This is a genomic window from Geomicrobium sp. JSM 1781026 (assembly GCF_041949955.1).
Classification (GTDB): domain Bacteria; phylum Bacillota; class Bacilli; order Bacillales; family Marinococcaceae; genus Geomicrobium_A.
In genome coordinates this window covers 26,982-53,196 of record NZ_JBHFQF010000009.1, presented here as the reverse complement: position 1 = coordinate 53,196, position 26,215 = coordinate 26,982, and the positions used below count along the sequence as shown (strand labels likewise).

The following is a 26,215-nucleotide window of genomic DNA, read 5'->3' as shown; positions in this document are numbered from 1 at the left end:
ATGACGTTTAAAAAAACACACCATCTCATCATTGTTATCTTTTTTGTCGTCTATGCTTTAACGTTTCTACCAAACTTTAATATCTTAAATACACTCGATTGGGTAGGACCGTTCCCGCTGCCAATGGCGTGGGTGTTGTTATTAAATGTAATAAACACTCTTGTGATTTGGGTGATCTATCGTAATTATTTTGTTCCTTTTGCTAGGCGAATGGAAAAGGCAAAGGCAGGAGGAGCTGACTAATGGGTTCGTCACTAGGTACAATCATTATCCTTACGATTTTTCTTAGCATTATCCTTATTATTAGCATCGTTGCTTCGCGCTCAAACGTGTCCACGCCTGATGATTTTTACCTTGCTAACCGTGGTCTTGGTTCGATCGTTATGGTGATGACAACGGGTGCAAGTTTTTTTAGTACGTGGACGCTGCTCGGTGCTGTAGGCAACTTCTATAGAGATGGCACCTGGTTTATTGGTTTCGCAGCTTGGGCGATTGTTCATGCAATTTTTATTTGGTTATTTGGTGCAAGGATTTGGTACTTAGGCAACCGTTATAACTTTATTACGCCAGGAGATCTGATGGAGAAGTATTATGGTGATCCGAAAATCCGGATTGTCGTCGCCATTTTTGGAATGCTTGGCCTCATTCCTGTCATGCTTATTCAAGTGACTGGTGGTGCTAGTTCATTATCAAGCTTAACGATGGGGGATATCCCGTATTGGGTAGGCGTACTCATCATGGGAGTGTTCGTTGGCCTGATTGTAACGTTAAGTGGGGGGCGAGGTGCAGCTTGGGGAGATACGTTTATGGGATTTTTCTTCGGGTTCACGCTTCTAGGAATTGCGATCACATTTATCTATGGTTCAGGTGGATTTTCAGCTTTTCAAAATCTAGAAGATGTTATACCTGAAGTCCTTGTTAATCAAGGCAATATCTTTGGAATCATAGAGCTAGCACTCGGTCTAGGCCTTGCGTTTTGGGTAATGCCACATATGTGGCAAAAGTTCTATTCCGCGTCTTCGCCAATTACATTAGCACGAACGGCAATGGTGACTCCATTTTGGAACTCGTGGCTAATGGCGATGTGTGCGTTGTTCATCGGGATGCTCGCCCACACTCCAGGGCTTGTTCCGAACGTCACGACAGAGAACAGTGACCAAATTATTCCGCTATTCTTTGCAGATGCAGCACCTATTTTTGGTTCCATTGTCATCGCGGCTATTGTAGCTGCAGCTATTTCAACCGTAAACAGCCAACTGTTATCATCAGCGAGCCTTATCATTACAGATATTTATGCTCGGTTTATTAATCCAAACCTTTCTGTCAAAAAGAAGACATGGATCGGGCGCGGCACTGTTCTTGGTCTTACCGGTCTAATTGTAATTGTCGCCCTTTTCCCGTTTGCTCAAGGATTTCTCGTGCCACTCGCTTCATTAGGCTATGCCATCTCGATTCAACTCGTTCCTGCAGTCATGGGACCACTCGTATGGCGCCGGGCAAAAGCGAAGGCGGCATTTTGGAGCATTATTGTGGGAGAGTTGACGTTAGTCATCGTGTATCTCATTGATATGCCGTTTAACATCGGACCAGGAACGGCAGGAATTATTATAGCGAGTCTCGTCCTCGTTGTTGGCAGTTTGTTGTCCAAGGAAGAAACAACACCGATTCAACATGAATTTCACGACGGTTTAAAACAAGCACTGTATGGAGAAGACGCATCAAAACAAGATCAAAAGCAGCCATTACAAAAAAGAGGTGTCCATTCATGAAGCTATCATACAAGACAGTGAGAGCCGCTGCCGTACAACTATCGCCTGTTTTTCCTTTTAATAAGAGTGAAACGATAAAGAAAACGATCAAGTATATGAAAGAAGCGCAAAAAGAACAAACAGAAATTATCGTATTCCCTGAGTGTTTTATCCCCGCTTATCCAAACTGGACGATCGATTTTGATGAGCCAAGTGACTGGGAAGAAGACCTTGCCCGCTTTACTCTAGAAGCTGTCAACATTGAAGCAGGGGATTTGTTGCCCTTACAAGAAGCGGCCAAAGAAACCGGTATAATTACTGTAATTGGTGTGAACGAAACCGTTTCAAATCATACATCTACTTTATACAACTCGCTCGTTACGATCGGTAGCGATGGAGAAATTTGGCACGTGCATCGGAAACTGTTCCCATCAAATCGAGAAAAATTATTTCATACCCGTGCAGATTCAAGCACATTAGAAGTAGTTGACACCCCTGTTGGGCGTGTTGGCGGCCTCATCTGTTACGAACACTTACAACCTTTGTTAAAATATGCACTCATTTCACAAGGAGAACAAATTCATTGTGCATCGTGGCCAGGGTGGCCGGCATTTGAAAATGGGAGAAATAACAAAGGGGTCATTGAAACAGCAAGCAAGGCATACGCCTTAGAAGGACAATGCTTTGTTATCGCCTCATCGTTTTATGTGCCTGAACATGAAGCGAGCAAAGCAGACATTAACAATGCCAGCTGGCACTACTTTGGCGGATCCGCCATCATTGATCCAAGTGGCAACTATATCGCAGGTCCGTTATATGACGAAGAAGGGATCCTTTATGCAGATCTAGACTTGAGCCTTATCCCGAAGCGAAAAGCTTCTATTGATACGACTGGAAAAGATGCTTATCCAGAAGGGTTGCAGCTCATCATCGATAAAGAAAAAAAGAAACATTAAAAAATACACGCACATTAACATAAAGAGACAAGCCGCATATGAGAATTTGCGGCTTGTTTTAATGAGTTAAACGCATTAAGAAATTCATTGAAACCTATGGTCGAGAGAGTATCGAATCACCGTTTCATACCCTCGGCGTAGAAAAGTCACTCCGCCTGCAGCCGCAATTGTCTAACGGTCAACGCTTACTTTTTATTGATTCGATTCATACCGTTCCACCAGTTGCTTTCTTTGTTTGTACACAGGGTAATCAACCATCTGACCGTTTACAGAAATTGAGGCGATGCCTTGTGATTGGGCATCTTCAAAGGCTTTGCAAATGGTGAGTGCCTGTTCGTATTCTTTGTCGGTCACAGCATAAATGCTCTGTAAATCTTCGATTTGTTTCGGGTGTATGAGTAGTTTCCCTTGGAATCCCAACTGTCGATGACGCACACTTTCTGATTTGAACCCTTCTGAATCGTGTAAGTTCACAAATACGGAATCGATTGGAGGAGCAAGGCCTGCGACTTTAGAAGCGAGCACAATTTGAGAGCGGGCGTGGAGAAGGGCTTCGTCGTTTGCTGATTTCTCGATATTAAGATCCAACCGATAATCTTCGGCTCCGAATGCGAATTGCTTCACTTTAGACGAGGCCTTGGCGATCTCCATGACATTCCACATGCCTTCGGCACTTTCAATGATTGGCAGAATTTCAGCACAGTTCGTTGCCCTTTGTTCCACTATGTTAATGTCTTTGGCACAAGTGACTTTAGGGATCACGAGCCGGTACTCTGGCAACTGATCGATCGCTTCGACGTCGGCTTCCCAAAACTCGCTCGCTAAATCATTGATGCGAACAAAGAAGTGCTCCGCTCTATGGCTTCCTAACTTGTTCACGAGCCGGTCTCTCGCTCTTTGTTTCTCTTCATGAGCGACCGCATCCTCCAGATCGAAAATGATGGCATCGGCTTTTGAATGTATTCCTTTTTCGATCATCTTCTCACTGTTTGCTGGAACGAAAAGATAAGCGAGACGTCTCATTAATCATTTCCCCGTAAAACTTGCTCTAATAGCGTTTGTTTTGCTTTTGGCGCATCGGCTTGTTTGTACACCATAATGGTCCGAAGGAAGTGGATGACGATTTTAGCGTCTTGATTGTATCCGTATGTTTTAATTTTTACGATCCCAACGTTATCACGTGATTTCGATTCTCTTTTTTCTAATACTTCACTATATGAATATAGCGTATCCCCTTCAAATACAGGGTTGGGTAGTTTCACTTCATCCCAGCCGAGGTTCGCCATCACGTTTTGGGAGACGTCGGACACGGATTGTCCAGTGATGAGCGCAATCGTATACGCGGAGTTTACGAGAATTTGCTTGAAGTTCGTTTGTTCTGCGTACACTTGATCAAAGTGGATCGGATTCGTATTTTGTGTGAGTAGCGTAAACGAATGATTGTCTGCTTCGGTAATTGTTTTTCCGAGCGGGTGAGGGTATACATCGCCCACTTCAAAGTCTTCAAAAAAGCGACCGTTCCATCCTTGTTTTACGTTGTTCATTGACATATGATCACCCTTACTATTTATTATTGTTCGCTTTTGGATTACTATTAAGACACGTTAGTTCAACACGTTGGAGTGATACCGATGGATATGGCACAGTTGAAGAATTTCATCGTGACTGCAGAACAAGGCAGTATGACAAAAGCCGCCGAATTGTTGTTGCTTTCCCAATCGGCACTGAGTCGTTCAATTACGACGCTTGAAACAGAGCTAGGCGTTCCACTCTTTGATCGAAAAAATCGAAAGATTGTTCTTAACCGTTACGGGAAGACATTTCTATCAGAAGCGAAACAAATTCTTAATCGCTGGGAGCATACCCAAACGTCGATTACGAATATGGTGCATCCTGAGTCTGGGAACATTTCCATAGGTTTTGTACATAGCTTAGGGATTGCTTATGCACCCCAATTGGTACGAGCGGTCGAACACCAGCAACCCAAATTTTCATTAACGTTACAAGAAGCAAAAGCGAATTACATTGTGAATCGCGTACTCGCAAATGACATCGATTTTGGGTTTGCCACACAATTTCAGACGTTTGCTGAACTGGAATATGAGCAGCTATTTAAAGATAATCTCGTACTCGTCGTCTCAAGCGACCATCCATTTGCCTCTCGTAATGAGCCCATTCTAATTGATGAAATTGCTAAAGAGCCTTTTATTCAGTACAACCCGAAAACTGAGCTTAAGCAGCTTCTCGATGCAGCGTTCGCTGAGCAAAACACTTCCATGAATATCATGTATGAGGGGCTAGAAATTAGCAGCATTATTGGAATGGTTAAAGCGAATCTAGGTGTTGCATTTATGGCAGAATCCATTGTCGACACGATCTCCGAAGCCGGTCTCGTGAAGGTTCCGGTGACAGAATTTAAAGTTGAACGACCCATCTACTTGATTCATAAAAAGCAAGGTTTCTTATCCATTGCTGCGAGGCAGTTTAAGCAAATGGTCATGAATCATCACAACATATCTCAAGATTAATAAGAGCGGGGCATGTTTAATACATGTTGGCCGATATACGAGAGAATCATGTTGTTATTCACGGGGGCAACTTGATACATTCTTGTTTCTCGGAACTTGCGCTCTACGTCGTATTCATCGACAAAGCCATTGCCACCAAAAGTGTTGATACATGCATTGGCAGCTTCCCAGCTCGCTTCACTCGCCAAATACTTGGCCATGTTTGCTTCTTCCCCGCACTTTTGATTGTCGTCAAACTTCAAAGCGGCTTGGTCTCGGATGGCTTCAGCCGCTTTAACATTGGCGTAAGACTTTGAGATCGGAAATTGGATTCCTTGATTTGTTCCAATTTTTCGATTAAACACTTCGCGTTCGTTGGCATAGTTCGTCGCTTGGTCAATAAAGAAATACCCATCCCCAATCGCTTCTGAAGCAAGTAGAATGCGTTCGGCATTCATGCCATCCAACACATATTTAAACCCTTTTCCTTCTTCCCCAATTAACGACTTTTTAGGAATGATCATCTCTTTATACCAGACTTTGTTGGTCGCATAATTAAACATCGTTTTGACCGGCTCAATGACGAGTGCTTCAGGTTGATTTGCTCGAATGTCACGCAGGTCAATAAGAAACAAGCTAATGCCGTCGGTTTTTTTCTCGACTTCTGCCAAAGGAGTTGTTCTCGCTAAAAGCATGAGCAAGTCGGATTGCTCAATTCGACTCGTCCAATTTTTATGCCCGTTTACCACATATCCGTCGTTTGTTTTTAACGCTTCGGTTTCAATGGCAGATGTATTGGATCCTGCTTGTGGCTCAGTAATCGAAAAGGACTGGAAGCGAATATCCCCTTGAGCAATGCCAGGGAGGTATTCTTGTTTTTGCTCCTCACTCCCGTGTTTTAACAAGGCGCCCATCGTATACATTTGCGCATGGCAACCTGCGGCATGGCCCCCGCTCCGATGGATTTCTTCAAGAACGACATTTGCCTGGGTGATCCCGTAGCCACCCCCGCCATATTCTTTAGGGATAAGCCCGGAAAGGTAACCTTTTTTCGTTAAGGTATCGACAAATTCATAGGGATATTCCCGGATCGCATCAAGATCTCGCCAATATTTATTTGGAAACGATTTCAATAATTCCCTGATTTCACTACGCAATGTTTCAGTATGCAGTTGATCGGTTGTTGCGGTCATCGTAGACGCCTCCTTTAGTTATTTTCATTGTATATGCGATACCGCATGTGAAACAATCGGATCTGTGCATCGTTATGATGCAAGATTGCGATTGTTCTTCGTCCTGTGTGAAAGATAGACTTTACTTATGACGACGTTTTCATAGAGTAGGGGGAGAATCAGCGATGTTACCACTAAAAGGTATTACCGTTGTATCGATAGAACAAGCTGTGGCTGCGCCGTTTGCAAGCAGGCAATTGGCGGATTTAGGTGCGCGTGTGATAAAGGTTGAACGTCCGGAAGTTGGAGATTTTGCCCGAAATTATGATGATACGGTTCAAGGAATGTCGAGTTTTTTTACGTGGTTAAACCGTTCCAAAGAGTCTGCTGCTCTTGACTTAAAAGATGACGAAAGCCGTGCATTTCTAACGTCGATGTTAAGTAAGGCTGATGTGTTTTTGCACAATTTAGCACCAGGAGCGGTTGACCGGTTAGGTTTTCAGTCAGATGAGCTAAGGGAGAGGTTCCCGCAATTGATTACGTGCAGCATATCCGGGTATGGAGAAAGCGGATCGTACATGAATAAAAAGGCGTATGATTTACTCATTCAATGTGAAGCAGGGGCGGTTTCTGTTACAGGAACAAAAGAAACCCCGTCCAAAACCGGCATTTCTATTGCCGACATCAGCGCAGGAATGTACGCATTTAGCGGCGTGTTGTCTGCCATTATTGCAAGAGGTCAAACTGGAAAAGGCACGCATCTAGAAATTTCAATGCTCGAAACGCTAGGGGAATGGATGGGCTACCCGATGTACTATGAAGGGATCGGTGGGAAAAAGTTAAACCGAACGGGTGCGTCTCACGCATCGATTTTTCCTTACGGACCATTTCCGACCGAAGATCGAACCATTTTTATAGGCATCCAAAACAATCGGGAGTGGCAAGTGTTCTGTGAACAAATCTTGGAAGACGATACATTGTATAGTGATTCTCGTTTTCTAGATAATGCACAGCGCGTGGAAAATCAAGAAATTCTTCGTTCAATCATTGAACAGAAACTTCAAACCGTGCCTGCAGCAGAAGTCATCGAAAAACTTGATCGAGCGAAGATTGCCAATGCGAATTTAAATGACATGAAAGCTTTCAAAGATCACCCCCAATTAAAAGACCGTAATCGCTGGACACAAGTAGACAGTCCTGTTGGACTCGTCGATGCGCTGCTTCCGCCAATCAATAGCAAAGACTTTGATGTTGTTATGAAACCTATACCTAAAGTTGGCGAACATACCGAAAGCCTAAGAGAAGAATTCACAATTACAAAGTAGATCGAGTGAAGAAGGAGATTCAACATGGAAGGTCACACCCACATTGAAGCGTTTACGAGCCATATTCTTAATCATACATTTCCTTTACACGTATATATCCCACCGAATTATAGTGAACAGTATCCATGCCAAGTAGCGATTACTGGAGATGGACAAGATTTTTTTAAGCTAGGAAAGATTGCTGAAAAAATGGAAGACCTCATTTTGGAAGAAGGGGCAGAGGAGACGATCGTTGTTGGCGTTCCTTATCCAAGAATTTCGTATCGGCGATTGTGGTACGCACCAGGAGGAGAGCAAATTAATGAGTATCACCAGTTTCTAGCTGAAGAACTGGTACCTTTTCTCCAGGATAAATACCATATCCAACAAGGCCCAAAATCATGCACATTACTCGGAGACTCGCTTGCTGGATCGATGGGGTTGCTCGCTTGTCTCAAGTATCCCCACCTCTTTCAGCGGGTCGTCATGATGTCGCCCTATGTGAATGATGACCTCATTGAAAAAGTTTCGTACTCTCACCAATTATCGTTCATTGATATGTATCAATCGGTCGGCTTAGATGAAGTTGAGGCGACAGCTACAGACGGTCGAACATTAGACTTCGTGGAGATGGGGGACCGCTTGCACGATGTAATGAAACAGCATGCCCCTGCTCAGTATACGTACAAAAAAATTCCAGGAGGGCAGCACGTATGGCGAACGTGGGAGAAAGACTTGGATGATGCATTAGCGTTTATGTATGGGTAGGGGAGTCTTCCTTGGTGGTAAACGGTGGTAGCGGTGCGTGTGACCGCTACCACTGTTTTGTTAAGAAAAGCATATTTCTTTAGATTGCTAGCTTTGTACGTTTTGGTTGTTTAGTATAATCAACGTTAGAGACTTAGAAGATCCATGCCCCAAATTAGAGGAACTAACAAAGTGACAACGCTTACAATTAAGATCGCAGATATAATATTAAGTACGCCACCAACCCTTATCATATCCAAACTTGTAATTTTTCCAGTACCAAACATAATCGCATTTGGTGGGGTTGCCACAGGCAACATAAATGATGCATTCGTAGCGAAGGCACAAGCAACCATTAATACAACAGGGTTAACACCGAGTGCTAAGCCAAGTGAACCGACGATCGGCATGAGTAACGTAGCTGTAGCTGTCGTTGAAGTGATTTCAGTGAGTAGCAGTACTGACAACGTAAGTACAATAATAATAACTAGAAAATGCGTGCCCTCTAGTAATGTAAATTGTATACCGATCCATTCGGCCAATCCAGTGTTCTGAAAAGCAGCTGCAATAGCCAATCCTCCTCCAAAAAGAACTAATATCCCCCAAGGAATCTTAGCTGTGTCTTTCCATTCGAGGATTCTTTCCTGTAAGGAAGAAGCAGGAATAGCGAAGAGTAAGAGTACAGCAACCATAGCAATCATCCCATCGGTAATCTGTATGAACACACTTTCCCAGACGAACGTTCGCGTAATCCATAAAAAGGCAACCGTAAGGAAGACAAAAAGTACGATCTTCTCTTCGAAATTCATGCGCCCTAGTTTCTTCTTTTCTGATTTAATAATGTCTGAACCGCCTGGTAAGTAGTGAAGCGATGTACGGTATTTTATTTTTGTAATGTACCCCCAAGCGAGGACGATAAAGACTGTAACAAAAGGGATACCAATTGCCATTATTTGACCGAAAGTAATGTCAATTCCGAACATTTGACTTGCTTGACCAGCCATGATTGGATTTGCCGTCCCGCTAATTAATGTTCCAGATCCGGCAATAGTTGCAGCATAACCAATACCGAAAACAATCGACTTCTCAAACTTTTTTAAGTCGTCCAGAGGTTGGTTATGATGTTTGAAAGACTCTGTTGCTTGAGTAATGATCGCAAGACCAATTGGAATCATAAGCATAGCAGCGGCAGTGTTTGAAATCCATAGAGATAAAAAGCCAGTAGCGATCATAAATCCTAAAACGAGTCGGTTAGGACTCGCACCCACGAAATTAATGATGGTGAGGGCAATTCGTAAGTGCAAATTCCATTTCTCCATTGCCGCTGCAATGAGAAACCCTCCTAAAAAAAGAAAGATGATATCATTTCCATAAGAGGAAACAACGCCATCTGCTTCTAGCGCTCCGAAAAGCGGAAACAAGATCACTGGAAGTAAAGCACTAGCAGGAATGGGGATCGCTTCTGTAATCCACCACGTCGCAACCCACAGTGTGATAGCTAATGTAGCTCTACCTTCAAAGCTTAATTCAGCAGGATGGAACAGAAATAGTGTCACAAGAAAGAGTGCAGGACCTAGAAGTAACCCGATAAATTTTGTTTTTGAATACGTACGCCCTGGTCTGGGTTCTTTGTCAGTATTTAAAGATGTAGATTTTTCATGATTGTGTTCATCTTTTTCTAATCGAAGATGTTGAGAAAAGTGGAGCATTCTTCTCATAATCAAATGTTGGTCCCAAAGTGCATTCCATACTCGGTGGATAACATTGTAGCTAGACATCAACCTTCTCCTTTCGCTTTGTTGAAAAAGAATCTCCTAACGCAGTTAGGAGATTGGCATGTTTAAGAACTGGCTGTATGCTCATCAATCGCTTCTTTCGCTACCCGAAAACTATCAATGGCCGCAGGTACACCACAGTATATGGCGGTTTGTAGCAAAACTTCTTTAATCTCATCTTCGGTAAGCCCGTTTCTTAGCGCCCCACGAACATGAAGTTTCAGTTCATGAGGTCGATTTAAAGCTGTAATCATCGCTAAATTGATGATGCTTCTTGTCTTTCTTGGTAGACCTTCTCTCCCCCAAACTTCTCCCCAACAATATGAGGTCACGAGTTCTTGTAGATCTTTATTAAAGCTAGTAGCGTTGTTTATGGAATTCTCGACATATTCACTTCCAAGCACTTCTTTACGGATTTTAAGCCCTTTTTCAAATTGTTCATTCATCACTTTTCTCTCCTTCAAATAAGTTTTGTTTTGCTAATTGCTCAAGAAACTTAATGATCTCGGTGTGGTCTTGATCCTCTCCGCCCATTAGATGGGCAGCTTCATAGATCTCAACTAGTGAAGAACCGAGCAGCATTGGCATGTGAACATCATTTGCTAAAGATTTGGCCATTTTTATATCTTTGAGTAAAAGCTTTAAAGAAAAATTTGAATTAAAGGTTCTAGGCAAGATGAAAGTTGGGTACTTGTACGACGTTGAATGGCTTTGCCCTGTACTTTCGTTAATGATTTCTAATGCGGTATTGAGCTCAATATCCATTTTTTTAAGTAAAACCATCGCTTCTGCTGTTGCATACATCGATGAGGCCGATAAATAGTTATTAATTGATTTCAGAGCATGTCCAGAACCTGATTGGCCAACCCAGCGAATATTGGTGCCTAAATACTTGAGAATAGGCTCAATCTCATCATAGTCTGCTTCTTCTGCGCCAACCATGACGGTAAGTTCACCGCTAATTGCTTTTCTTACACCACCTGAGACCGGTGCGTCTACAAAACGAAGCGTCTCCTTTCGTAAAATTGTCGCGATCTTCTGAGTTTCAACGGGATACGAACTGCCCATATCAATAATGATCGATTCTTTACTAAGCGATGTGATGAGTCCGCCGTTTCCGAGAATCACGTCTTTTACAATTTGAGAGTCTGGAAGCATGAGAATGACGATGTTACAGTTCTCACCTATTTCTGTTACAGAACGTGCAACGCCTATTGGTTGATTTAAAAATGGTTCGAGTGCCTCTGGGTTTGAATCGAAAACGGTTACATTTAATTGGTGATCTAACAGGCGTTTGACCATCCAGTGACCCATAGCACCAACGCCAATAAAACCAATTCTATTCAACAAAATCACCTCTTTGTATCATAATATGATACAGTGTATCGTTAATTAGGAACAGTTGATACTAGCAAAAGATAGCTGTCAATTACTTGTTTAAGATTTCGGAATTATTGTACTGGGTAATCATTTGAGGTTAAGGGGGATTGTGTTCACATTGCAACTGCAATCATTAAGTTGAAGAGTTTGCAAAGCGGGTGAAATGCCCGCTTTACAAACTTGAACCGAGGATAGAAGAGATCTCTTTGGCAGCATCGCGTATATCTACGGAAGCATTTTTAACAACATCAGGTGTAACTCTAGGGGTTGGAGCTGTTAGCAGAAGGCTACCGACGGGGTGGTTTTCATGATTAAAGATAGGAGAAGCAATTCCTGTTGACCCTTCCAAACGTTCACTAACCGTGCTTGTGACTTTTTCGTTTCGAATGTGCTGAAGTTGCGTTAATATGCTTTCTTTCTCTGTTGATGTAAACTTTTCATCATTTAATATCTCTTCAATAAGATCGTTTTCTAAAAACGCCAAAATCGTTTTTCCACTACCCCCATAAGGGATTGGCTGCATTTCTCCGATAGGAATGATATATTGCAACGGTTTCGGGCCATTCACTTTATCAGCCCAAAAGATTTGTTTTTTATCTTTTCGAAGCATAAGTAAACAAATGGTTTCTTCATACTTTTCAGCTAACGTTTTTAGGAAGGGCTTTGTGATACTTTGCAGAGGGGTTGTATTGGCTACTTTAGCACCTATACGTATCAATTCAGTGCCTATATAGTATTTATTCTTATCCGTTTGGTATTCGACAATCCCGTGATCTTTAAGCTGCAGCAAGATTCGATGAGTAGTAGGCACGGTATAATTCATTGCAGCAGCAAGTTCTCTAACCCCCCAACCTTCGTTAACATCAACAAATGCTTGGATGATTTTTAGAGATTTATCTAACAAGTTGTCTTTTGTTCTGTTTGTCATAGTCCAACCTCCATAAGTAGAGAGTGTTATTCGCTAAATAAGGTCGAGCTCTTTTACAAATCGCACGCGATCTTGTCCGGGCCCGTCATAATTTTTGTGAATATGAATCCCATTCTCCTCTTCACCAGGTTCAATCGAAAATCCCATTTTAACATGATAGGCAATCGACGTTTCGTTAACAGGGGAAGTAACAGCGCGAACGATGCTACGCTTTTCTTGTTGCACGGTATAGAAAAAGTGCTCGTATAAGTGTTTGCCGATGCTTTTCTGACGGTGGTTCGGGTCGACGCCAACGAAATGTATATAGGCTTCATTCGTCCGGGCAGGGGACAAGAAGCCGATAAGAAATCCAAGAATTTCACCGTCCTCATCTGCAATAAAGCTTGTCAGCTGAAAATGGGCAAAGAACAAGCGGGGCACCATATCAGCCATTTGTCTTCCCGCCCACCAGTCATTGATTAGGGGTACGATACGATCGTAATCGCTTTCTCTAATGTGACGAATTTTCATAAGTTATTCCTCCTGAGTGGATCTGCACGTATGTCTATTCTAGCATGACTGAACGATTGACCCGTTTATGGATCTATGAAATAATAAACCTACCTACCGGTAGGGAGGGGAGACAATGACAGCAACAGCCATTCGTAACGTCGCGCTTCAGTACCTGGCGGCGTATGATTATGATGCATTTTCAATGAACCAAATTGCTAATGAGGTCGGAATTAAAAAAGCATCGATCTATGCCCATTACCGTAGTAAGGAAGAGATCTTTTATGCGGTCTTAACCGAGGCGTTACACGATGGAAAACAAAAGATTGTGCGTTTTTTTCTTGAACAACGGGATCAACCGTTAGATGAAACGTTGCATGCATTTTTTAGATGGTTTGTAAAAGAAAGCGAGGACCACCTACAGTTGAAGTTTTTACTGCGGATGCTGTATTTTCCACCGAGTCACTTAAAGTCTTACGAGTCCTCTCAATATACAGGCGCCTTGCTCGTCTCATTTGAAAAATTACTGGCGCGATATATTCGCGAGAAGAAGCGAACCGATCACTTCCGGCTATTGCAAAGTGAAGCAGACGTTTCAATTGCCTTTTTGACGGTTGTTGAAGGTTGTTTTATTGAATTATTCTTTGGCGATGTTCGCAGATTTGAACGGCGAGTTCAAGCAATTTTGCCATTGTTCTTAAATGGCATGAGAAAGTGAGGAGATGAAAACATGAGCGGGAGGAAAAATTGCACATAAAGGTGTCGTAGCCGTTATTCTTTCTGCGGCATTTTTATTTACGTTCAGTCAATTTTTATTGATCACAGCATACCCGACAATTATGGAAGAGTATGGGGTTAATGCTACTCAAGTACAATGGCTCACAACGGCGTTTTTGCTTACGACCATCGTGCTCATTCCGATGTCGGGGTATTTATCGAATCGTTTTTCAACGAAAGCACTTGTCGTATTCGCGCTTGGGTGTCTCGCTGCTGGTACCGTTTTAGGAGGGTTATCGGCACAATTTGGTACACTTGTTCTTTCCCGAGTCATTCAAGCTGTCGGTGCGGGCATTATTTTGCCGCTCGTCCAAACGATTTTACTCACGGTATTTCCTTATGAGCGGCGAGGGTTTGCGATGGGTCTACTCGGTGCGGTTATTAATGTTGCGCCGGCCAGTGCACCATCAATTTCAGGCATGATTATTGATGTGTTTGATTGGCGATCCCTTCATTGGGTGATCTTGCCACTCATTATCATCACGCTCGTGGCCGCCGTCTTTACGATGAAAGATGTGATAAAAAAACAAGCGGCGGGATTGGACGTATTGTCCATTATCGTTTCGGCACTCGGGTTCTCATTGCTTATTTTAGGAATGAGTAACATCAGTGTGTATGGATTTACGCATTTGCTCGTCGCCGGTCCAATTGTCGCAGGTGCGCTAGCATTAGTCGTGTTCGTAAGAAGACAAATAAACCTTGATATGCCGGTGCTTAATTTGATGTTACTTAAAAATAGCACCTTTCGTTTAGCGATGATTCTTGTCTTCTTAAATATGATGTTGTTATTATCCGCAGAAACGATTCTACCGATGTTTGCTCAAGATGTACTCGGGACAACGGCGTTTCTTTCTGGTTTCATTCTTGTACCAGGAACGATCTTGTTAAGTGTGATAACGATCATATCTGGGAATTTATACGACCGGTATGGTGGAAAGAAGATTTCATTGATTGGTTTTTCATTTACGTTATTGTCTCTCGTTTTGTTGAACACCGTCGGTATGGATAGTTCACCGTATTGGGTAATGTTCCACTTTTGTTTCTTTATGATCGGTTTTGGATTGACGCTTATGCCGCTCGTGACAGTAAGCATGGATGCACTGGATGATGAAGATATCCCACATGGGTCGGCACTCGTCAATACGGTTCGGCAATTTGGGATGACGTTTGGCATTATTGTGCTATCAACGATCATCAGTGTTACAGCAACAACGATGGACGCCCCGTACGAAGTGGGTACGTATTGGGGAACTTCACTTGCCTTTTTAGTGATGGCACTCATTGCCCTTCTAGCACTCGTACTCACCCGTTTTATTAACGAGAAGAGAGCGTAAACACATGGACTTTCCATTTTTGGGAAGTCCTTATGCTATGATGTGTAGTAAGAGAGATTACTACTATGAATTGCATTTAACAAATATACTTCTCAGACGATCGTGAAAGGAAGTGCCCTTGCCATGAAAAAGAAAATACTTTCGTTTATCTCTATGGGTTATGGGTACTCGACTGCTGTTTTTTATTGATTAGTCAAAAATTGGAGAAGTGTGTCTAATTCGTAAGAAATACGCAGAAAACATATAGTGAGAGAGGTTATATTCATGGAGAGAATTGTTCGAACGAACCCCCGTCTAATGCATGAACCGGTTGGAAACTACAGTCACGTGACAAGAGTGCCAAAAGGTGCGGGTTTAATTGTAACCGCGGGTCAAATTGGGACAGACATGAACGGGAACGTCCCAAATCAACTAAATGAGCAAATCAAGAATACATTTGCGAATATGAAACAAGTGCTCAAATCAGAGAGACTGTTGCCAGACAGCGTGATTAAAGTTAACGTGTGGGCAACTGAAGAGATCGATTGGGATTATTTAGATCAGTTGTGGAATGAATGGTTCACCGATGAATACCCGTCAATGACGATTGCATATATTGCAGCACTCGGGCTACCTGAATTAAAAATCGAAATCGAATTATGGTGTGCGGAACTTTAAGTTTTAGGGATAGAACAGTGAAAAGCTGTTCTTTTTTCATTAAACCATCGTAATTCCTACACTTGCATTATCTAATTCTGCGACTCTAACCTTCGGTAGTTGTTAGTATTTAACAAGCAAATGTCGCGTGGTAGGATTTTTACATTTACGCGCTCCAATTTCTTGAGTGAAGTCCCCGTTATTCTCCACTCTTATTTTGTACTATACAGTAAACTTAAAACTGTCCAAATGATTACAGAAAGGTTCAACTACAAAAGCGTACGACTAAAGTTGTGTAATGAAACCTCCTTTAGATTGAGCAAATTACAATGAAGTTAAATTACAATTTTCATATACAATTAATCTTAGGGGAGGTGAATTCTTATGAAAATGAATGTTAATGGGATATCAGAATTGGTAGTGGAAGTGGAGTCAATGGACAAGGCTATTGAATTCTGGCATCAAAAGTTAGGTTTTCCGATTGTTGACCAATGGGGATATACCGATGGTGGATCTGCGACCGTCGACAAGAGTAGTATTTGGGCAACGTGGTTGTATGTTGGAGGTAATACACGCTTAGGCTTATGGCTACCAAGGAGATTCAATGAACAAGAACAGGTAGAAAAGCAGAAAGCAATCTCATCCTGGTCAAATTTATTTGATGAGGGAGGCGTTCATGTGCATTTCGCATTACATGTTGCAATTGAAAATGTGGGAGAAGTATTGCATGTTCTTCAGACAGAAGATATTGATTATAAAGTAATCGTAGAAGAGATGGACAGTCAGAGAGAATATAGAATTTACTTTAAGGACACAGAAAAGAACATTATTGAATTGTACACAAGAAACATGGTTGAAACGTATAAAGGTGTTGTCATAAAATAATGGGCTTCAGTATATATTCATTTCACTTGATACGTGGGGTAATTGCTTGCATTACGTCAAGCTAAACACTGCACAAACAAATAGGTTACTAGTAATGAGGCTGTATACTAAATGTTGAGGTGTAACAGCAACAACGACCCTCGGAAGTTGCCGTTATTCAACACTAAGAAGGGTGGGACTAAAATGGAGGTTTCACGAGCGGACTTAGTTGAAGCAAAACGTCAGATTGACTCGACATTAAACAAGTTAAGAGAAACAGTAAAAACCTTTGAATCTAAAGAAAAACCTGATCAGTATAAATCTCAAATCACTCTAGCCAAACGGCGAATACAAGCCTTTGAAATTTCTGTGTTTCTCATTGAAAGAGAGATGAATGGCTTGAGTGAATAAAGAGAATTGAACAATACAAACTGTCGAAGAGGGGCTATGAAGCAGTGGGGAAAGAAGAGCATCAGTACCTTCATCGGTTCCTGAGACGATTGTATAGTATGGTCACAAACTTAGCCTTTTAGCTTAAAATGCTGACCTTCATTATATATAGTTAGTGTCATTCGTATATGTACAAATGAGTGTAAGGAGCATAATTAACTACATTCTTTACAAGCCCACGCATCAATTTCTACTTTAAATTTTGGAGCAGCTAGTGCGACGACATAAATCATGGTAGTGCAAGGTAAGTGGCCATCTAAAAAGTCGGCTATCAGTTCTCTTCTTTTCTCGGCATTAAATTCCCCCACTAAGTAAAAAACCATTTTAGTTAAATCATTGATCTGCATATCAGCTGCTTCTAAATTACGTTTAATGTTCTCTAAAGCTAACTCAAATTGTTCTAATGGCTGCTCTGGAACTTCTCCATCTACCTCCATGCCTAGTTGTCCAGATAAAGTAAGCCAGCGGTTTGACCCTGTTACTTCAACTTGGTGAACGTATGGAGCTACTGGTTTGTGAACCGTATCGGGGTTTCGTGATGTTTTCATTCTATACACATCCTTTGCGAAGTCCATGAATTATAATTCGAGTATAACATATAAATGAGTGACTTTTCGTAATTATACGGTTTCATCTGTTTCTTTTAAATCTTAAATCGCTGCCAACTTATCAGTATATATTTCTGATTATGAAACTAAGGAGTACTCAACTAGAAAAGAGCGATTGAGCTTAACAAAACCCTTGATCTCAAGTATTGGAAAGACCAAGGGTTATTGAAATTATTGCACGTGCAGGATATGATTCCTTCCCGTCTACTTAATTGGTGGATTCTTCTTTTTTCATTTTAGCTACGAAACAATCAAACATGATGCGTGCTGCCATAGAGGTTGTAATATCTTGATGATCATAGAGTGGGTTTACTTCTGCAATATCAAAGGCATCTGTAATTGGATACAAGGCTTCAAGCATTTGAAAGCATTGAACAGGGGTTAACCCCCCGGGTTCGTTAGCGCCGACACCGGGGGCGTAGGCCGGTTCAAGTACGTCCATATCAAATGTGACGTAAATGAGGTCAACTTCTTCCATTGCCGACAAAGCGAACTGAATGGTTTCTTCAATCGGCTGGGTGTGCACTTCAGCGGCCGTCACTTGTTTAATGCCAGAGTTAGCAAGATAAGAACCATACCATGGATAGTTGTAACTGCGAACGCCGATTTGCACAATATGCTCAGGGTGAATGTGTTCCAGTTCTAATGCTCGTCTCATTTGACTGCTTTGCGAATATTTTCCTTGGATTGGAGAGGAGTCAACAAGATCAAGATGGGCATCAAATTGAACAATCCCTATCTTCTTTCCAGGATGTTGATCATGTAATGCTTTAATGACAGGATAAGAAATTGAGTGGTCTCCACCAAGAATAAAGGGGAAGGATTCAGTTTGTAATATTTCCGTTACTTTTTGCTCTGCATTTTTGAACGTATCTTCTGTGCTGTAGGCAACAATATCTATGTTGCCGAAGTCTTGAATGGGATCTTCTGAGAACGTATAGACGGTTCGTTTTTCAACATTGTACACTTTATTTTCCTCAATACGATTGGCAAACCATTGAAAAGCTTCGCGAATTTTCTCAGGAGCAAAGCGGGATCCTGGTCGCCCAAGCGATGCCCCTCCATCCCAAGGAAACCCTAAAATTCCAAATGATTGATAACTTTTCATTATGATGCACTCCTTTTTTTAAGTGAATGTAATTGTGTGACGTTATTTCGCGTATAAAAAATATAAAATAAAGCACCAATGATTAGCCAGACCGCAAATAAGATGTACTCAACGGAACCCATCGAGATCGGTGTACCTGGGATGAGCATAGCGAACAGCAGAACACCGGAAAATAGAGAAGCGATGTACGCCATCGTGATGCCGCCAGGCATCTTGTATGGTTTGGCTAGTGAAGGTAGAATCTGTCGCACCCGAACGGCACTAAGTGCCATACAAAACCAAGCGATGAGAAAAGAAATACCACCCATAATGACGAGAGGTAATAAAGCACCGCTCCCAAACAATACGCCTACAAAAGCGATGGCTGCCATCGTCCATAACGTATAGGATGGCGTTTTGTAGCGGCTATGTTGCTTCGCAAAAAACTTAGGTAAATACCCTTCTGCTGCGAAAGAACGAACTAACCGACTGCCTGCCAAAAGAAAGCCATTAAAGGTCGTAATTACACCTAATAAGACTCCGAAGACAACGATTAGCGGAAGCAGCTTTGAACCCGTTTGATATTCTAAAGCATGAATAAGGGGTAATGACCCCATTGAGCCCATTTGTTCAGCGGGCATTAAAAAAGAGGATGCAGCGACGATGATGATGTATAGCCCACCACCTACGATAATGGTGCTAAGTGTGACTTTTCCTAAATTTTTATAATTAATGCCTTGATCTGCTTCATCAATCGTTTTGGAAATGGTATCAAAACCATTCATAAAGAACAGGATGGAAGCAACCGCAAGGACAATGCCGGTTACCCAAGAGTCTTCACTGTTTGTTTGCATCAGTGGAGTCGCATTCTGAGCATCTCCGAAGAAAAACCCACCGACTAAAAAGGCAATAAAGGTAAACAACATGACGAACGTAGCCGTGTTTTGAAAGCGAGCAGAAAGTTTAGCGCCTTTGTAATTGATGTACGTCATTCCTACAATCATGGCAAGGCTAAGAAGAATGTGCGGCAAGTATACCGTTTCTCCAATGATCGTATACAAAGGAATCTGATTTAAAAATGGAAAAACATAAGCAAATAGAATTGGAACAGATATCGCAACCCAAGGTAAGATGATTAGATATCCTAATATAAGGAACCAACCGCATAAAAAGCCTGCAGTCTTTCCTAATGATTGTGCCGTATAAGTAAACTCACCACCAGCAAGTTTTAAACTAGACGTTAATTCAGCGTACACATAGCCAATGGGGATGACGATCGCCATCGTAACGAGTAGTGCAATGATTGCACCAAGGCTACCCGCTGAACTTATCCATTGTGGAACGGAAATAACCCAACCGATTCCAATCATACTCCCAAAAGCAAGACCAAAGAAATCTACATTCGTCATACCCTTTTTCCCCATAGTATTCTTCTCCCTATCCTTCATGTATAAAAATGCACTTTGATTAATTATAATACTTGTAAAATATATTATTATCAATAGGCAATTTTAGAATTGTAGGAAGTAGCAACCCTATTTTCTAAACGCAGACAGCGTTAATGGAGGAGAGTTACTACATCTGAATGATATCCATGTTAAGGTTTAGGTTTATGAACTTATAGATCAACTTCTCTCTACTGTTATAATCAAATATTCATTTTGTAGGGGGAGGTTCTTCGATCTACTATTCGCAGTTGAGAACACAATCGTCCCTAATAAAGGCGTCTACGAATTAGGGGCTTCAGCCGAGAATTTCAATAGCGGGAATTCCGTTTTTTAAGTTAAGCGGAATGAAAGAAGAAGATAGTGGAGACCACTTTTATGCAATGCAGAGGGATAAGCTCCAGAATTCTTTAGACAACGGATAGTGTGCTAAAGAAGTAGAGAACTGAATTCGACAATCCGTGTAAGCTCTATTATACTAATGTCAAATTTATAGAATTATCATTGAAAGAAAGCATGAAACCTGGTAATGAAATTGGAGGGATGTTTTCTAATGAACCTGAATGTGTATATTATCGAGGATGATTCGCTTCTCTTGAAAGCTTTAAAGGAAGGGTTGAACCAATGGTCATATGAGGTGAGTCACCCGAGTGATTTTTCTCATGTTATGGAAGACTTCGTCGCCCACAACCCTCAACTCGTCATCATTGATATACAATTGCCAAAGTACGACGGTTTTCACTGGTGCAGGGAGATACGAGCTGTCTCCAAAGTGCCCATTATCTTCCTTTCTTCAAGAGATCACCCGACGGATATGGTGATGGCGATGAATTTAGGAGCGGACGATTATGTTCAAAAACCTTTTCATATGGAAGTACTGCTTGCAAAAATCCAAGCGATTTGTCGACGTACGTATACGTATGAAGAGGCATCCTCCGATGTTGTTAAATGGAATGATGCGATTCTCGACTTAAAAAGTGGTGGAATTTATAAAGAAGGAAAGATGGTTGACCTTACAAAAAATGAATTTTTTATTCTTTCTGTATTAATAAAAGCGAATAACCAGGTGGTTTCTCGCCATGAATTGATGAAGATGCTATGGGATGATGATCAATATATTAATGACAATACACTAACAGCCAACATCACTAGAGTACGCCAAAAGCTCTTAGCTCTTAATTTAGCTGATGGAATCGTCACAAAGAAAGGACTCGGATATATGGCTGTGACACTTTAGGGGGTCTACCATTGTTTATTCATTATCTTCTGTATAAAAAAAGCTGGATTGGATTACTCGGGTTCCTTCTTATCCTTACGAACACGCTCATCTTGCTTGATATGGGGATTCGAGTAGAACCCAATTCTCTCCTATATTTAAATGTATTGTTTCTGACTGTTTGTTTTGCATTTATATTCTGGAGGTACAAAAAAGAAACCGCATATTATAAATTATTATCTTCTCTTGCAACAGACTTAGGTGAGAATTGGTTTGAACGTATTCCATATCCAGACAGTCGTTTTCCTGACGGTACCGTGTACAAGCTAATTAAAACAATCCATAAGCAAAATCAAACATTACGTCATAGAGAAAAATCCAATAAGTTTTTGGAACATAATGATCTAGCCTCTTGGATTCATGAAATGAAAACGCCTCTTACTGCGATGAAGATTACGATCGATGCTCATCGTTCGAATGAGCTGGTACAGCGGCTAAGCTCAAGTTGGCTGAAAATGCATTTACTTCTTGATCAACAACTTTACATATCACGTTTAGCGACACTAGATTCGGATTTGCTTCCAGAAGAGCTAGATGTAAATCTTGTAATAAAAGAAGAGATTCGTGAGTTATCGACTTGGTGTATGGAAAAGAATTTGGCGATTGACGTAAGGACAAGTGAAGCAGCTACAAGTTACACCGACAAAAAGTGGTGTGCATTTGTCATGCGCCAACTGTTAACTAATGCAATTAAATATAGCCCAGACAATGGAACCATAGTTATTACTACCGAAGTAGATCAAAAAAATGCTGTAACTGTTACTTTTAAAGATGAAGGGCCAGGCATACAAGGGCATGACCTCCCACGAATTTTTGATCGAGGTTTCACAGGAGATAATGGGCGTGTGCAACATGCCTCAACCGGTATGGGGCTTTACCTCGCAAACGAAATTAGCAACAAACTACACATCCAACTAAACGTTCGTTCAATCGTTGGCCAAGGTTCATCATTCTCCATGATCTTTAAGCCAGGCAATTCATTTGAACAGACGAGACGAACACTTTTGCAACCGAAATAGCTTAGCAGTCAGGACATGTTGAAAACCTGACTGTTTTTTTAAGTGACAAAAATATCACATTCACCGTTTATTTATCATGTAAAACCTACGACCTTGTTTCTTAAAAGAATTACACTTTGTATAGAACAACTTGATTGGAGTGTAAGACATGACAAACGAAAGCACACCTAGATCTGTTCTTATTGCTGAGGGAATTCGTAAAACCTATAGTTCGCATCAAAATGCCCAGAACGTGTTAAACGGAATAGATCTTCGCGTGACAGAAGGTGAGTTTATTGGAATTATGGGACCGTCAGGCTCCGGAAAAACAACACTACTTAACACACTTGCCACGATTGATCGAGCAACAGATGGAAAGGTCTTTATTAATGACTACGAAATAACAGCCATGAAGGATCGCAAGCTTTCAAACATCCGACGTGAACATTTAGGATTTATTTTTCAAGACTATAATTTACTGGACACGTTAACGGTAAAGGAAAACATTTTGTTGCCTATCTCCTTAACACCAATAACGAACAGTCAAGCTGAGCGCGCATTTCATGACATTGCCACAATGTTGGAGATCGAAGAATTAGCAAATAAGTATCCGTCCGAAATCTCAGGAGGGCAAAAGCAACGAACTTCAGCCGCACGGGCATTAATTCACTCCCCTTCGATCGTTTTTGCGGACGAACCTACTGGCGCATTAGATTCAAAAGCAGCCTCGAATTTATTAGATAATCTATACGAAATTAATCAGTTAAGAAAAGTAACGATCGTGATGGTATCCCACGACCCGTTGGCCTCTAGCTATTGTAGCCGTGTAGTGTTCTTGCACGATGGGCATGTGTACTCTGAATTGTATCGGGGAGATAAAACGAGGGATGCGTTCTTTAAAGACATCCTTGATATGCAGGCAGTGCTCGGAGGAGGTCATGTAAGATGAGCATTCAAAAGCTCGTCATTCGGAGCGTTCGAAAAAATATAAAAATGTATTACCTATACTTTTTTGCCATGATCTCTTGCATCAGTTTTTACTTTATCTTCTCGACGCTTCAGCATGATGAAACGGTTGTGATGATGGCTAACGCAAGTGTGAACTTTTCTGCAGCCTTTCAAGTAGCGGGTCTACTACTTATTTTCATCTCGGTCGTATTTAGTTCCTATGCCACGAGTATCTTCATTCGAAGGCGCAGCCAGGAGATTGGGTTATATCAGCTGATCGGTTTATCGAAAGGGTGGTTTCGCGCTTATTAATATTTGAACACATCATCCTGGGTATTGGAGCCCTCGTAATTGGTCTTATTGTTGGAATGTTATTTTCCAGAGTCTTTCTGTTGCTGTTCATGAACCTTATCGGTGTTGACGGAATGTTTGGCTTACCTTTTTCTAGCCAAGCGGTAATTCAGACAATGGTTGTATTTATAGGCCTTATTCTCATTACATCTGTACAAATTATCTTGATCGTATACCGAAGTACGTTGTTGCAATTATTTCATGCCACAAAACGGGCAGAACGTATAAATAAGCGACCGAATATGTTGTCTGCAATCTTAGCGTTAACAGGAATCGGTCTCATCGTTTTTGGATACTTTATCTCAACCTTAATGATTGAACATGCTGATTCACTCCTATTTCTAATGCTACTCGTTCTCTCAAGCACCATTTTTGGGACATATCTTATTTTTCACACAACGATTAGCTGGATGTTGTATTTGTTTCGAAGAAAGCAAAGAGGAAACCTTGGTTTATATCATAGTTTATCTGTTGCGTCATTAATGCACAGGCTAAAAGGCCACGCGAATTCGTTAACCTTAATTACCGTTCTGTCGGCGATGACAATTACGATGATTTCCCTCTCCTATTCGTTATATTACTCAACCGAAAATGATGTCAGATTGGCGATGCCCTTTGATTTTGCCGTGGAAGATATGCCACAAGAGGCTGGTACGATTTCAAATCGTCTAGAAGAGGAGCAAATCGACTTTCATTATGCAGAGCTTCATGCAATTCGATTTGATGGCACGTGGACTTCGAAGGAGAATAATGCAGACGCACGTCAAAGAACATTTCTGCTTTTTTCATCGGAACAACTCGCTCAGGCTGGGGTGGATGTGAAACATCCAGATGAGGATGAAGCGATCTATCATAATACTCGAGCGATTATCGAAGGGATGGAGCTTTCATTTCCGAAAGAAGTACAATTCAAAGCAACAAACGACGAAGAAATGCAACTAACTGTCTCTAGTTTCAAACTTGAAAACGTGATGAACTACAGATTTTTTGGCGATCAACTCATTGTTTCTGAGCCAACCTTCCAAAGTATAAGGGAAAATATTCAAGTCGGGGAATCCGCAGAGGAGTTGACTTATGAGACGTTTCAGTTGTTAGATGCTGACCAGTCAGATGTCGCTTCTGATATCTTTCTGGGAAATATAGACAATGATTTGTTTATTACTGACTTCCATACTTCCTATGAACAATCTATTCAAACCTTCGGTCTACTCATTTTTATCGCTGGCTTTTTAGGGATTGTGTTTCTCCTCTCTACAGGTAGCATTTTGTACTTTAAACAAATGACAGAAGCTGAACAAGAAAAAGGGCATTATCGGACACTGCGTCAACTCGGATTTCAAGTGAACGATATTATGAAAGGAATTATCCGTAAGCAGCTTTTTGTTTACATCATTCCTCTAGCAATTGGGTTATTACACGCTGCTTTTGCTTTAAACGTAGGTTCTGTTCTAATTGTCGCAAGCATGCTTACCCCAATTATTATGAGTATGGCAGCTTATATTACGATCTATTTGATGTTTACCATTCTGACCATTCGTTATTACAGAAGCATCGTTCGAAAAGCTTTATAGAAAGGAAAAATAGTTATGAAAAAAAAGATGTTCATCTTTAGTCTTATTTCTCTTGTTTTTATCGCTAGTGCCTACCTATTCTTTCGTGAAACAGTGGATCGTTATAATCCTCTAATAGAAGCAGAATACGTCTACGTCGAGATCCAAGGCGAGCCCGAAGAAGATAATGAAAGATATAAATACTCAATGCAAGGGGTTACTGAGGGCAACGAGACAAAAAGAGTTGTATTTACGACGAGCACTCCACTTGATCACGGCACGTATGTAAGAGTACTTGCTAAAGGTACGTATGCAGAGGAATATGAGTTTATTGAAGAAGAACATATGCCGGTACATTGAGGGGAATCTAACAGTGGTACAAGTGGTTTAGGGAACAATAAAAACCCTTGATTTTCAGTGCCGAGAACATCATGGGTTTTTGAAACCGTCGTATAGGAAAACGCGTAAACGCAACAAGCGCGTCTTTTTCAAAGGTAGCTACTCATAAAAACTAATTGCATTATTATTAATATCAACGACTGTAAAATCTGTTTCTCCCCAAGGCTGCGTTATTAAATGACCGTTAGGATGGATAATGTTCTTTTCTTTATAGTCGTCATAAAACTTAGCAACGTCTTTAACCCGAATACGACAACTTTGTGCAATCAATTGTGATACGCCATCTGTTGTAAACCACTTAAAAATGTGTAGCTCTACTTTGTCATAGGTTAAAATGGCATACTCCTCATCACTGTATATGAGTGTAAACCCCAACTGATACTCATAGAAAGTAATACTTGATGTGATGTTATGAACTGGTAGTTTTGGAATTGCATGTATCATTTTCAAATAGATCATCCATTCTTTGAAGGAGCTTTCTAAAAT

Annotated in this window: 29 protein-coding genes; 17 read left to right on the top strand and 12 right to left on the bottom strand. The window is 41.3% G+C overall.

Annotated features, from left to right (window positions below; translation table 11 throughout):
- From ACE1TF_RS15755 to ACE1TF_RS15745, 3 genes are read left to right on the top strand one after another with little or no spacing between them, the layout of a single operon-like run.
- Positions 1-243 carry a hypothetical protein gene (locus tag ACE1TF_RS15755; protein ID WP_375018179.1) on the top strand — a complete coding sequence of 81 codons (243 nt, stop codon included), beginning with the start codon at positions 1-3 and terminating at the stop codon, positions 241-243.
- Positions 243-1,769, top strand: a complete 1,527-nt coding sequence (locus ACE1TF_RS15750; protein WP_375018177.1) for a sodium:solute symporter family protein — start codon at positions 243-245, stop codon at positions 1,767-1,769. Before ACE1TF_RS15755 ends, ACE1TF_RS15750 begins: the two co-directional genes overlap by 1 nt.
- Entirely contained in the window at positions 1,766-2,704 is a 939-nt protein-coding gene (locus tag ACE1TF_RS15745) for a carbon-nitrogen hydrolase family protein (protein WP_375018175.1), read from the top strand. The genes ACE1TF_RS15750 and ACE1TF_RS15745 overlap by 4 nt, the downstream gene beginning before the upstream one ends.
- A gap of 192 nt (positions 2,705-2,896) precedes the next feature.
- On the opposite strand, the gene ACE1TF_RS15740 is transcribed toward ACE1TF_RS15745, so the two are convergent.
- Together ACE1TF_RS15740 and ACE1TF_RS15735 are read right to left on the bottom strand one after the other, a co-directional pair.
- Positions 2,897-3,727, bottom strand: coding sequence for an HpcH/HpaI aldolase/citrate lyase family protein (locus ACE1TF_RS15740; RefSeq protein WP_375018173.1), 831 nt, complete (start codon positions 3,725-3,727; stop codon positions 2,897-2,899).
- Positions 3,727-4,248, bottom strand: a complete 522-nt coding sequence (locus ACE1TF_RS15735; protein WP_052363847.1) for a MaoC family dehydratase — start codon at positions 4,246-4,248, stop codon at positions 3,727-3,729. The genes ACE1TF_RS15740 and ACE1TF_RS15735 overlap by 1 nt, the downstream gene beginning before the upstream one ends.
- Before the next feature lie 87 nt (positions 4,249-4,335).
- On the opposite strand from ACE1TF_RS15735, the gene ACE1TF_RS15730 reads away from it, so the two are divergent.
- The gene (locus tag ACE1TF_RS15730; protein ID WP_042401371.1) at positions 4,336-5,232 is read left to right on the top strand and encodes a LysR family transcriptional regulator; all 897 of its coding nucleotides are present in this window, start codon (positions 4,336-4,338) and stop codon (positions 5,230-5,232) included.
- Here ACE1TF_RS15730 and ACE1TF_RS15725 read toward each other — a convergent pair.
- Positions 5,229-6,404: an acyl-CoA dehydrogenase family protein gene (locus tag ACE1TF_RS15725; RefSeq protein WP_375018171.1), complete on the bottom strand. Its 1,176-nt coding sequence runs from the start codon at positions 6,402-6,404 to the stop codon at positions 5,229-5,231. The two genes, ACE1TF_RS15730 and ACE1TF_RS15725, sit on opposite strands and share 4 nt — an antisense overlap.
- 164 nt (positions 6,405-6,568) lie before the next feature.
- Between ACE1TF_RS15725 and ACE1TF_RS15720 the strand changes: the two genes are divergently transcribed.
- Positions 6,569-7,708 carry a CaiB/BaiF CoA transferase family protein gene (locus ACE1TF_RS15720; protein WP_375018169.1) on the top strand — a complete coding sequence of 380 codons (1,140 nt, stop codon included), beginning with the start codon at positions 6,569-6,571 and terminating at the stop codon, positions 7,706-7,708.
- Between the two features lie 24 nt (positions 7,709-7,732).
- Positions 7,733-8,455 (top strand): alpha/beta hydrolase, encoded by a 723-nt coding sequence (locus ACE1TF_RS15715; RefSeq protein WP_375018167.1) that lies wholly within the window; start codon positions 7,733-7,735, stop codon positions 8,453-8,455.
- A gap of 125 nt (positions 8,456-8,580) precedes the next feature.
- Here ACE1TF_RS15715 and ACE1TF_RS15710 read toward each other — a convergent pair whose 3' ends face one another.
- From ACE1TF_RS15710 to ACE1TF_RS15690, 5 genes are all read right to left on the bottom strand, one after another.
- Positions 8,581-10,212 carry an SLC13 family permease gene (locus tag ACE1TF_RS15710; protein ID WP_042401379.1) on the bottom strand — a complete coding sequence of 544 codons (1,632 nt, stop codon included), beginning with the start codon at positions 10,210-10,212 and terminating at the stop codon, positions 8,581-8,583.
- Between the two features lie 62 nt (positions 10,213-10,274).
- The gene (locus ACE1TF_RS15705; protein ID WP_238544691.1) at positions 10,275-10,655 is read right to left on the bottom strand and encodes a carboxymuconolactone decarboxylase family protein; all 381 of its coding nucleotides are present in this window, start codon (positions 10,653-10,655) and stop codon (positions 10,275-10,277) included.
- The gene (locus ACE1TF_RS15700; RefSeq protein ID WP_375018165.1) at positions 10,648-11,556 is read right to left on the bottom strand and encodes an NAD(P)-dependent oxidoreductase; all 909 of its coding nucleotides are present in this window, start codon (positions 11,554-11,556) and stop codon (positions 10,648-10,650) included. Before ACE1TF_RS15700 ends, ACE1TF_RS15705 begins: the two co-directional genes overlap by 8 nt.
- A gap of 205 nt (positions 11,557-11,761) precedes the next feature.
- Positions 11,762-12,517: an IclR family transcriptional regulator gene (locus ACE1TF_RS15695; RefSeq protein WP_042423303.1), complete on the bottom strand. Its 756-nt coding sequence runs from the start codon at positions 12,515-12,517 to the stop codon at positions 11,762-11,764.
- A gap of 33 nt (positions 12,518-12,550) precedes the next feature.
- Complete coding sequence (locus ACE1TF_RS15690) at positions 12,551-13,027, bottom strand: GNAT family N-acetyltransferase (RefSeq protein ID WP_375018162.1); 477 nt, start codon at positions 13,025-13,027, stop codon at positions 12,551-12,553.
- Between the two features lie 115 nt (positions 13,028-13,142).
- Between ACE1TF_RS15690 and ACE1TF_RS15685 the strand changes: the two genes are divergently transcribed.
- The 5 genes from ACE1TF_RS15685 to ACE1TF_RS15665 all read left to right on the top strand — a co-directional run bounded on the left by ACE1TF_RS15685 (position 13,143) and on the right by ACE1TF_RS15665 (position 17,028).
- On the top strand, positions 13,143-13,724 hold the full coding sequence (locus ACE1TF_RS15685; protein ID WP_375018160.1) for a TetR/AcrR family transcriptional regulator: 582 nt from the start codon (positions 13,143-13,145) through the stop codon (positions 13,722-13,724).
- A gap of 28 nt (positions 13,725-13,752) precedes the next feature.
- Complete coding sequence (locus tag ACE1TF_RS15680; RefSeq protein ID WP_375018385.1) at positions 13,753-15,117, top strand: MFS transporter; 1,365 nt, start codon at positions 13,753-13,755, stop codon at positions 15,115-15,117.
- A 264-nt stretch (positions 15,118-15,381) separates the two neighbouring features.
- Positions 15,382-15,774: a RidA family protein gene (locus tag ACE1TF_RS15675; protein ID WP_375018158.1), complete on the top strand. Its 393-nt coding sequence runs from the start codon at positions 15,382-15,384 to the stop codon at positions 15,772-15,774.
- A 363-nt stretch (positions 15,775-16,137) separates the two neighbouring features.
- Positions 16,138-16,638 carry a VOC family protein gene (locus ACE1TF_RS15670; RefSeq protein ID WP_375018156.1) on the top strand — a complete coding sequence of 167 codons (501 nt, stop codon included), beginning with the start codon at positions 16,138-16,140 and terminating at the stop codon, positions 16,636-16,638.
- Positions 16,639-16,821: 183 nt separating this feature from the next.
- Complete coding sequence (locus ACE1TF_RS15665; RefSeq protein WP_042423318.1) at positions 16,822-17,028, top strand: hypothetical protein; 207 nt, start codon at positions 16,822-16,824, stop codon at positions 17,026-17,028.
- A 194-nt stretch (positions 17,029-17,222) separates the two neighbouring features.
- Here ACE1TF_RS15665 and ACE1TF_RS15660 read toward each other — a convergent pair whose 3' ends face one another.
- The 3 genes from ACE1TF_RS15660 to ACE1TF_RS15650 all read right to left on the bottom strand — a co-directional run bounded on the left by ACE1TF_RS15660 (position 17,223) and on the right by ACE1TF_RS15650 (position 20,171).
- Positions 17,223-17,615, bottom strand: coding sequence for a RidA family protein (locus ACE1TF_RS15660; RefSeq protein ID WP_375018154.1), 393 nt, complete (start codon positions 17,613-17,615; stop codon positions 17,223-17,225).
- Between the two features lie 268 nt (positions 17,616-17,883).
- Positions 17,884-18,783: an agmatinase family protein gene (locus ACE1TF_RS15655; protein WP_375018152.1), complete on the bottom strand. Its 900-nt coding sequence runs from the start codon at positions 18,781-18,783 to the stop codon at positions 17,884-17,886.
- A complete protein-coding gene (locus ACE1TF_RS15650; RefSeq protein ID WP_375018150.1) occupies positions 18,783-20,171 on the bottom strand; it encodes an APC family permease in 1,389 nt (462 codons plus the stop codon). Before ACE1TF_RS15650 ends, ACE1TF_RS15655 begins: the two co-directional genes overlap by 1 nt.
- 589 nt (positions 20,172-20,760) lie before the next feature.
- Between ACE1TF_RS15650 and ACE1TF_RS15645 the strand changes: the two genes are divergently transcribed.
- The 6 genes from ACE1TF_RS15645 to ACE1TF_RS15620 all read left to right on the top strand — a co-directional run bounded on the left by ACE1TF_RS15645 (position 20,761) and on the right by ACE1TF_RS15620 (position 25,690).
- Positions 20,761-21,444 carry a response regulator transcription factor gene (locus ACE1TF_RS15645; protein WP_375018148.1) on the top strand — a complete coding sequence of 228 codons (684 nt, stop codon included), beginning with the start codon at positions 20,761-20,763 and terminating at the stop codon, positions 21,442-21,444.
- Positions 21,445-21,455: 11 nt separating this feature from the next.
- Positions 21,456-22,502 (top strand): sensor histidine kinase, encoded by a 1,047-nt coding sequence (locus ACE1TF_RS15640; RefSeq protein ID WP_375018146.1) that lies wholly within the window; start codon positions 21,456-21,458, stop codon positions 22,500-22,502.
- Between the two features lie 148 nt (positions 22,503-22,650).
- Positions 22,651-23,430 carry an ABC transporter ATP-binding protein gene (locus ACE1TF_RS15635; protein WP_042423335.1) on the top strand — a complete coding sequence of 260 codons (780 nt, stop codon included), beginning with the start codon at positions 22,651-22,653 and terminating at the stop codon, positions 23,428-23,430.
- Positions 23,427-23,741, top strand: a complete 315-nt coding sequence (locus ACE1TF_RS15630) for a hypothetical protein (protein WP_375018143.1) — start codon at positions 23,427-23,429, stop codon at positions 23,739-23,741. Before ACE1TF_RS15635 ends, ACE1TF_RS15630 begins: the two co-directional genes overlap by 4 nt.
- Before the next feature lie 89 nt (positions 23,742-23,830).
- Positions 23,831-25,351, top strand: coding sequence for an ABC transporter permease (locus ACE1TF_RS15625; RefSeq protein ID WP_375018383.1), 1,521 nt, complete (start codon positions 23,831-23,833; stop codon positions 25,349-25,351).
- 15 nt (positions 25,352-25,366) lie between these two features.
- On the top strand, positions 25,367-25,690 hold the full coding sequence (locus tag ACE1TF_RS15620) for a YxeA family protein (RefSeq protein ID WP_375018141.1): 324 nt from the start codon (positions 25,367-25,369) through the stop codon (positions 25,688-25,690).
- Positions 25,691-25,828: 138 nt separating this feature from the next.
- Here the strand turns inward: ACE1TF_RS15620 and ACE1TF_RS15615 are convergent, their stop codons facing one another.
- On the bottom strand, positions 25,829-26,179 hold the full coding sequence (locus tag ACE1TF_RS15615; RefSeq protein WP_375018139.1) for a VOC family protein: 351 nt from the start codon (positions 26,177-26,179) through the stop codon (positions 25,829-25,831).
- Between the last annotated feature and the right edge of the window lie 36 nt (positions 26,180-26,215).

Excerpts from the sequence above, each read along its gene's own strand:
- ACE1TF_RS15755 (WP_375018179.1), top strand. The coding sequence starts at position 1 with ATGACGTTTAAAAAAACACACCATCTCATCATTGTTATCTTTTTTGTC.
- ACE1TF_RS15750 (WP_375018177.1), top strand. The coding sequence starts at position 243 with ATGGGTTCGTCACTAGGTACAATCATTATCCTTACGATTTTTCTTAGC.
- ACE1TF_RS15745 (WP_375018175.1), top strand. The coding sequence starts at position 1,766 with ATGAAGCTATCATACAAGACAGTGAGAGCCGCTGCCGTACAACTATCG.
- ACE1TF_RS15740 (WP_375018173.1), bottom strand. The coding sequence starts at position 3,727 with ATGAGACGTCTCGCTTATCTTTTCGTTCCAGCAAACAGTGAGAAGATG.
- ACE1TF_RS15735 (WP_052363847.1), bottom strand. The coding sequence starts at position 4,248 with ATGAACAACGTAAAACAAGGATGGAACGGTCGCTTTTTTGAAGACTTT.
- ACE1TF_RS15730 (WP_042401371.1), top strand. The coding sequence starts at position 4,336 with ATGGATATGGCACAGTTGAAGAATTTCATCGTGACTGCAGAACAAGGC.
- ACE1TF_RS15725 (WP_375018171.1), bottom strand. The coding sequence starts at position 6,404 with ATGACCGCAACAACCGATCAACTGCATACTGAAACATTGCGTAGTGAA.
- ACE1TF_RS15720 (WP_375018169.1), top strand. The coding sequence starts at position 6,569 with ATGTTACCACTAAAAGGTATTACCGTTGTATCGATAGAACAAGCTGTG.
- ACE1TF_RS15715 (WP_375018167.1), top strand. The coding sequence starts at position 7,733 with ATGGAAGGTCACACCCACATTGAAGCGTTTACGAGCCATATTCTTAAT.
- ACE1TF_RS15710 (WP_042401379.1), bottom strand. The coding sequence starts at position 10,212 with ATGTCTAGCTACAATGTTATCCACCGAGTATGGAATGCACTTTGGGAC.
- ACE1TF_RS15705 (WP_238544691.1), bottom strand. The coding sequence starts at position 10,655 with ATGAATGAACAATTTGAAAAAGGGCTTAAAATCCGTAAAGAAGTGCTT.
- ACE1TF_RS15695 (WP_042423303.1), bottom strand. The coding sequence starts at position 12,517 with ATGACAAACAGAACAAAAGACAACTTGTTAGATAAATCTCTAAAAATC.
- ACE1TF_RS15690 (WP_375018162.1), bottom strand. The coding sequence starts at position 13,027 with ATGAAAATTCGTCACATTAGAGAAAGCGATTACGATCGTATCGTACCC.
- ACE1TF_RS15685 (WP_375018160.1), top strand. The coding sequence starts at position 13,143 with ATGACAGCAACAGCCATTCGTAACGTCGCGCTTCAGTACCTGGCGGCG.
- ACE1TF_RS15675 (WP_375018158.1), top strand. The coding sequence starts at position 15,382 with ATGGAGAGAATTGTTCGAACGAACCCCCGTCTAATGCATGAACCGGTT.
- ACE1TF_RS15670 (WP_375018156.1), top strand. The coding sequence starts at position 16,138 with ATGAAAATGAATGTTAATGGGATATCAGAATTGGTAGTGGAAGTGGAG.
- ACE1TF_RS15665 (WP_042423318.1), top strand. The coding sequence starts at position 16,822 with ATGGAGGTTTCACGAGCGGACTTAGTTGAAGCAAAACGTCAGATTGAC.
- ACE1TF_RS15660 (WP_375018154.1), bottom strand. The coding sequence starts at position 17,615 with ATGAAAACATCACGAAACCCCGATACGGTTCACAAACCAGTAGCTCCA.
- ACE1TF_RS15655 (WP_375018152.1), bottom strand. The coding sequence starts at position 18,783 with ATGAAAAGTTATCAATCATTTGGAATTTTAGGGTTTCCTTGGGATGGA.
- ACE1TF_RS15650 (WP_375018150.1), bottom strand. The coding sequence starts at position 20,171 with ATGACGAATGTAGATTTCTTTGGTCTTGCTTTTGGGAGTATGATTGGA.
- ACE1TF_RS15645 (WP_375018148.1), top strand. The coding sequence starts at position 20,761 with ATGAACCTGAATGTGTATATTATCGAGGATGATTCGCTTCTCTTGAAA.
- ACE1TF_RS15635 (WP_042423335.1), top strand. The coding sequence starts at position 22,651 with ATGACAAACGAAAGCACACCTAGATCTGTTCTTATTGCTGAGGGAATT.
- ACE1TF_RS15630 (WP_375018143.1), top strand. The coding sequence starts at position 23,427 with ATGAGCATTCAAAAGCTCGTCATTCGGAGCGTTCGAAAAAATATAAAA.
- ACE1TF_RS15625 (WP_375018383.1), top strand. The coding sequence starts at position 23,831 with ATGAACCTTATCGGTGTTGACGGAATGTTTGGCTTACCTTTTTCTAGC.
- ACE1TF_RS15620 (WP_375018141.1), top strand. The coding sequence starts at position 25,367 with ATGAAAAAAAAGATGTTCATCTTTAGTCTTATTTCTCTTGTTTTTATC.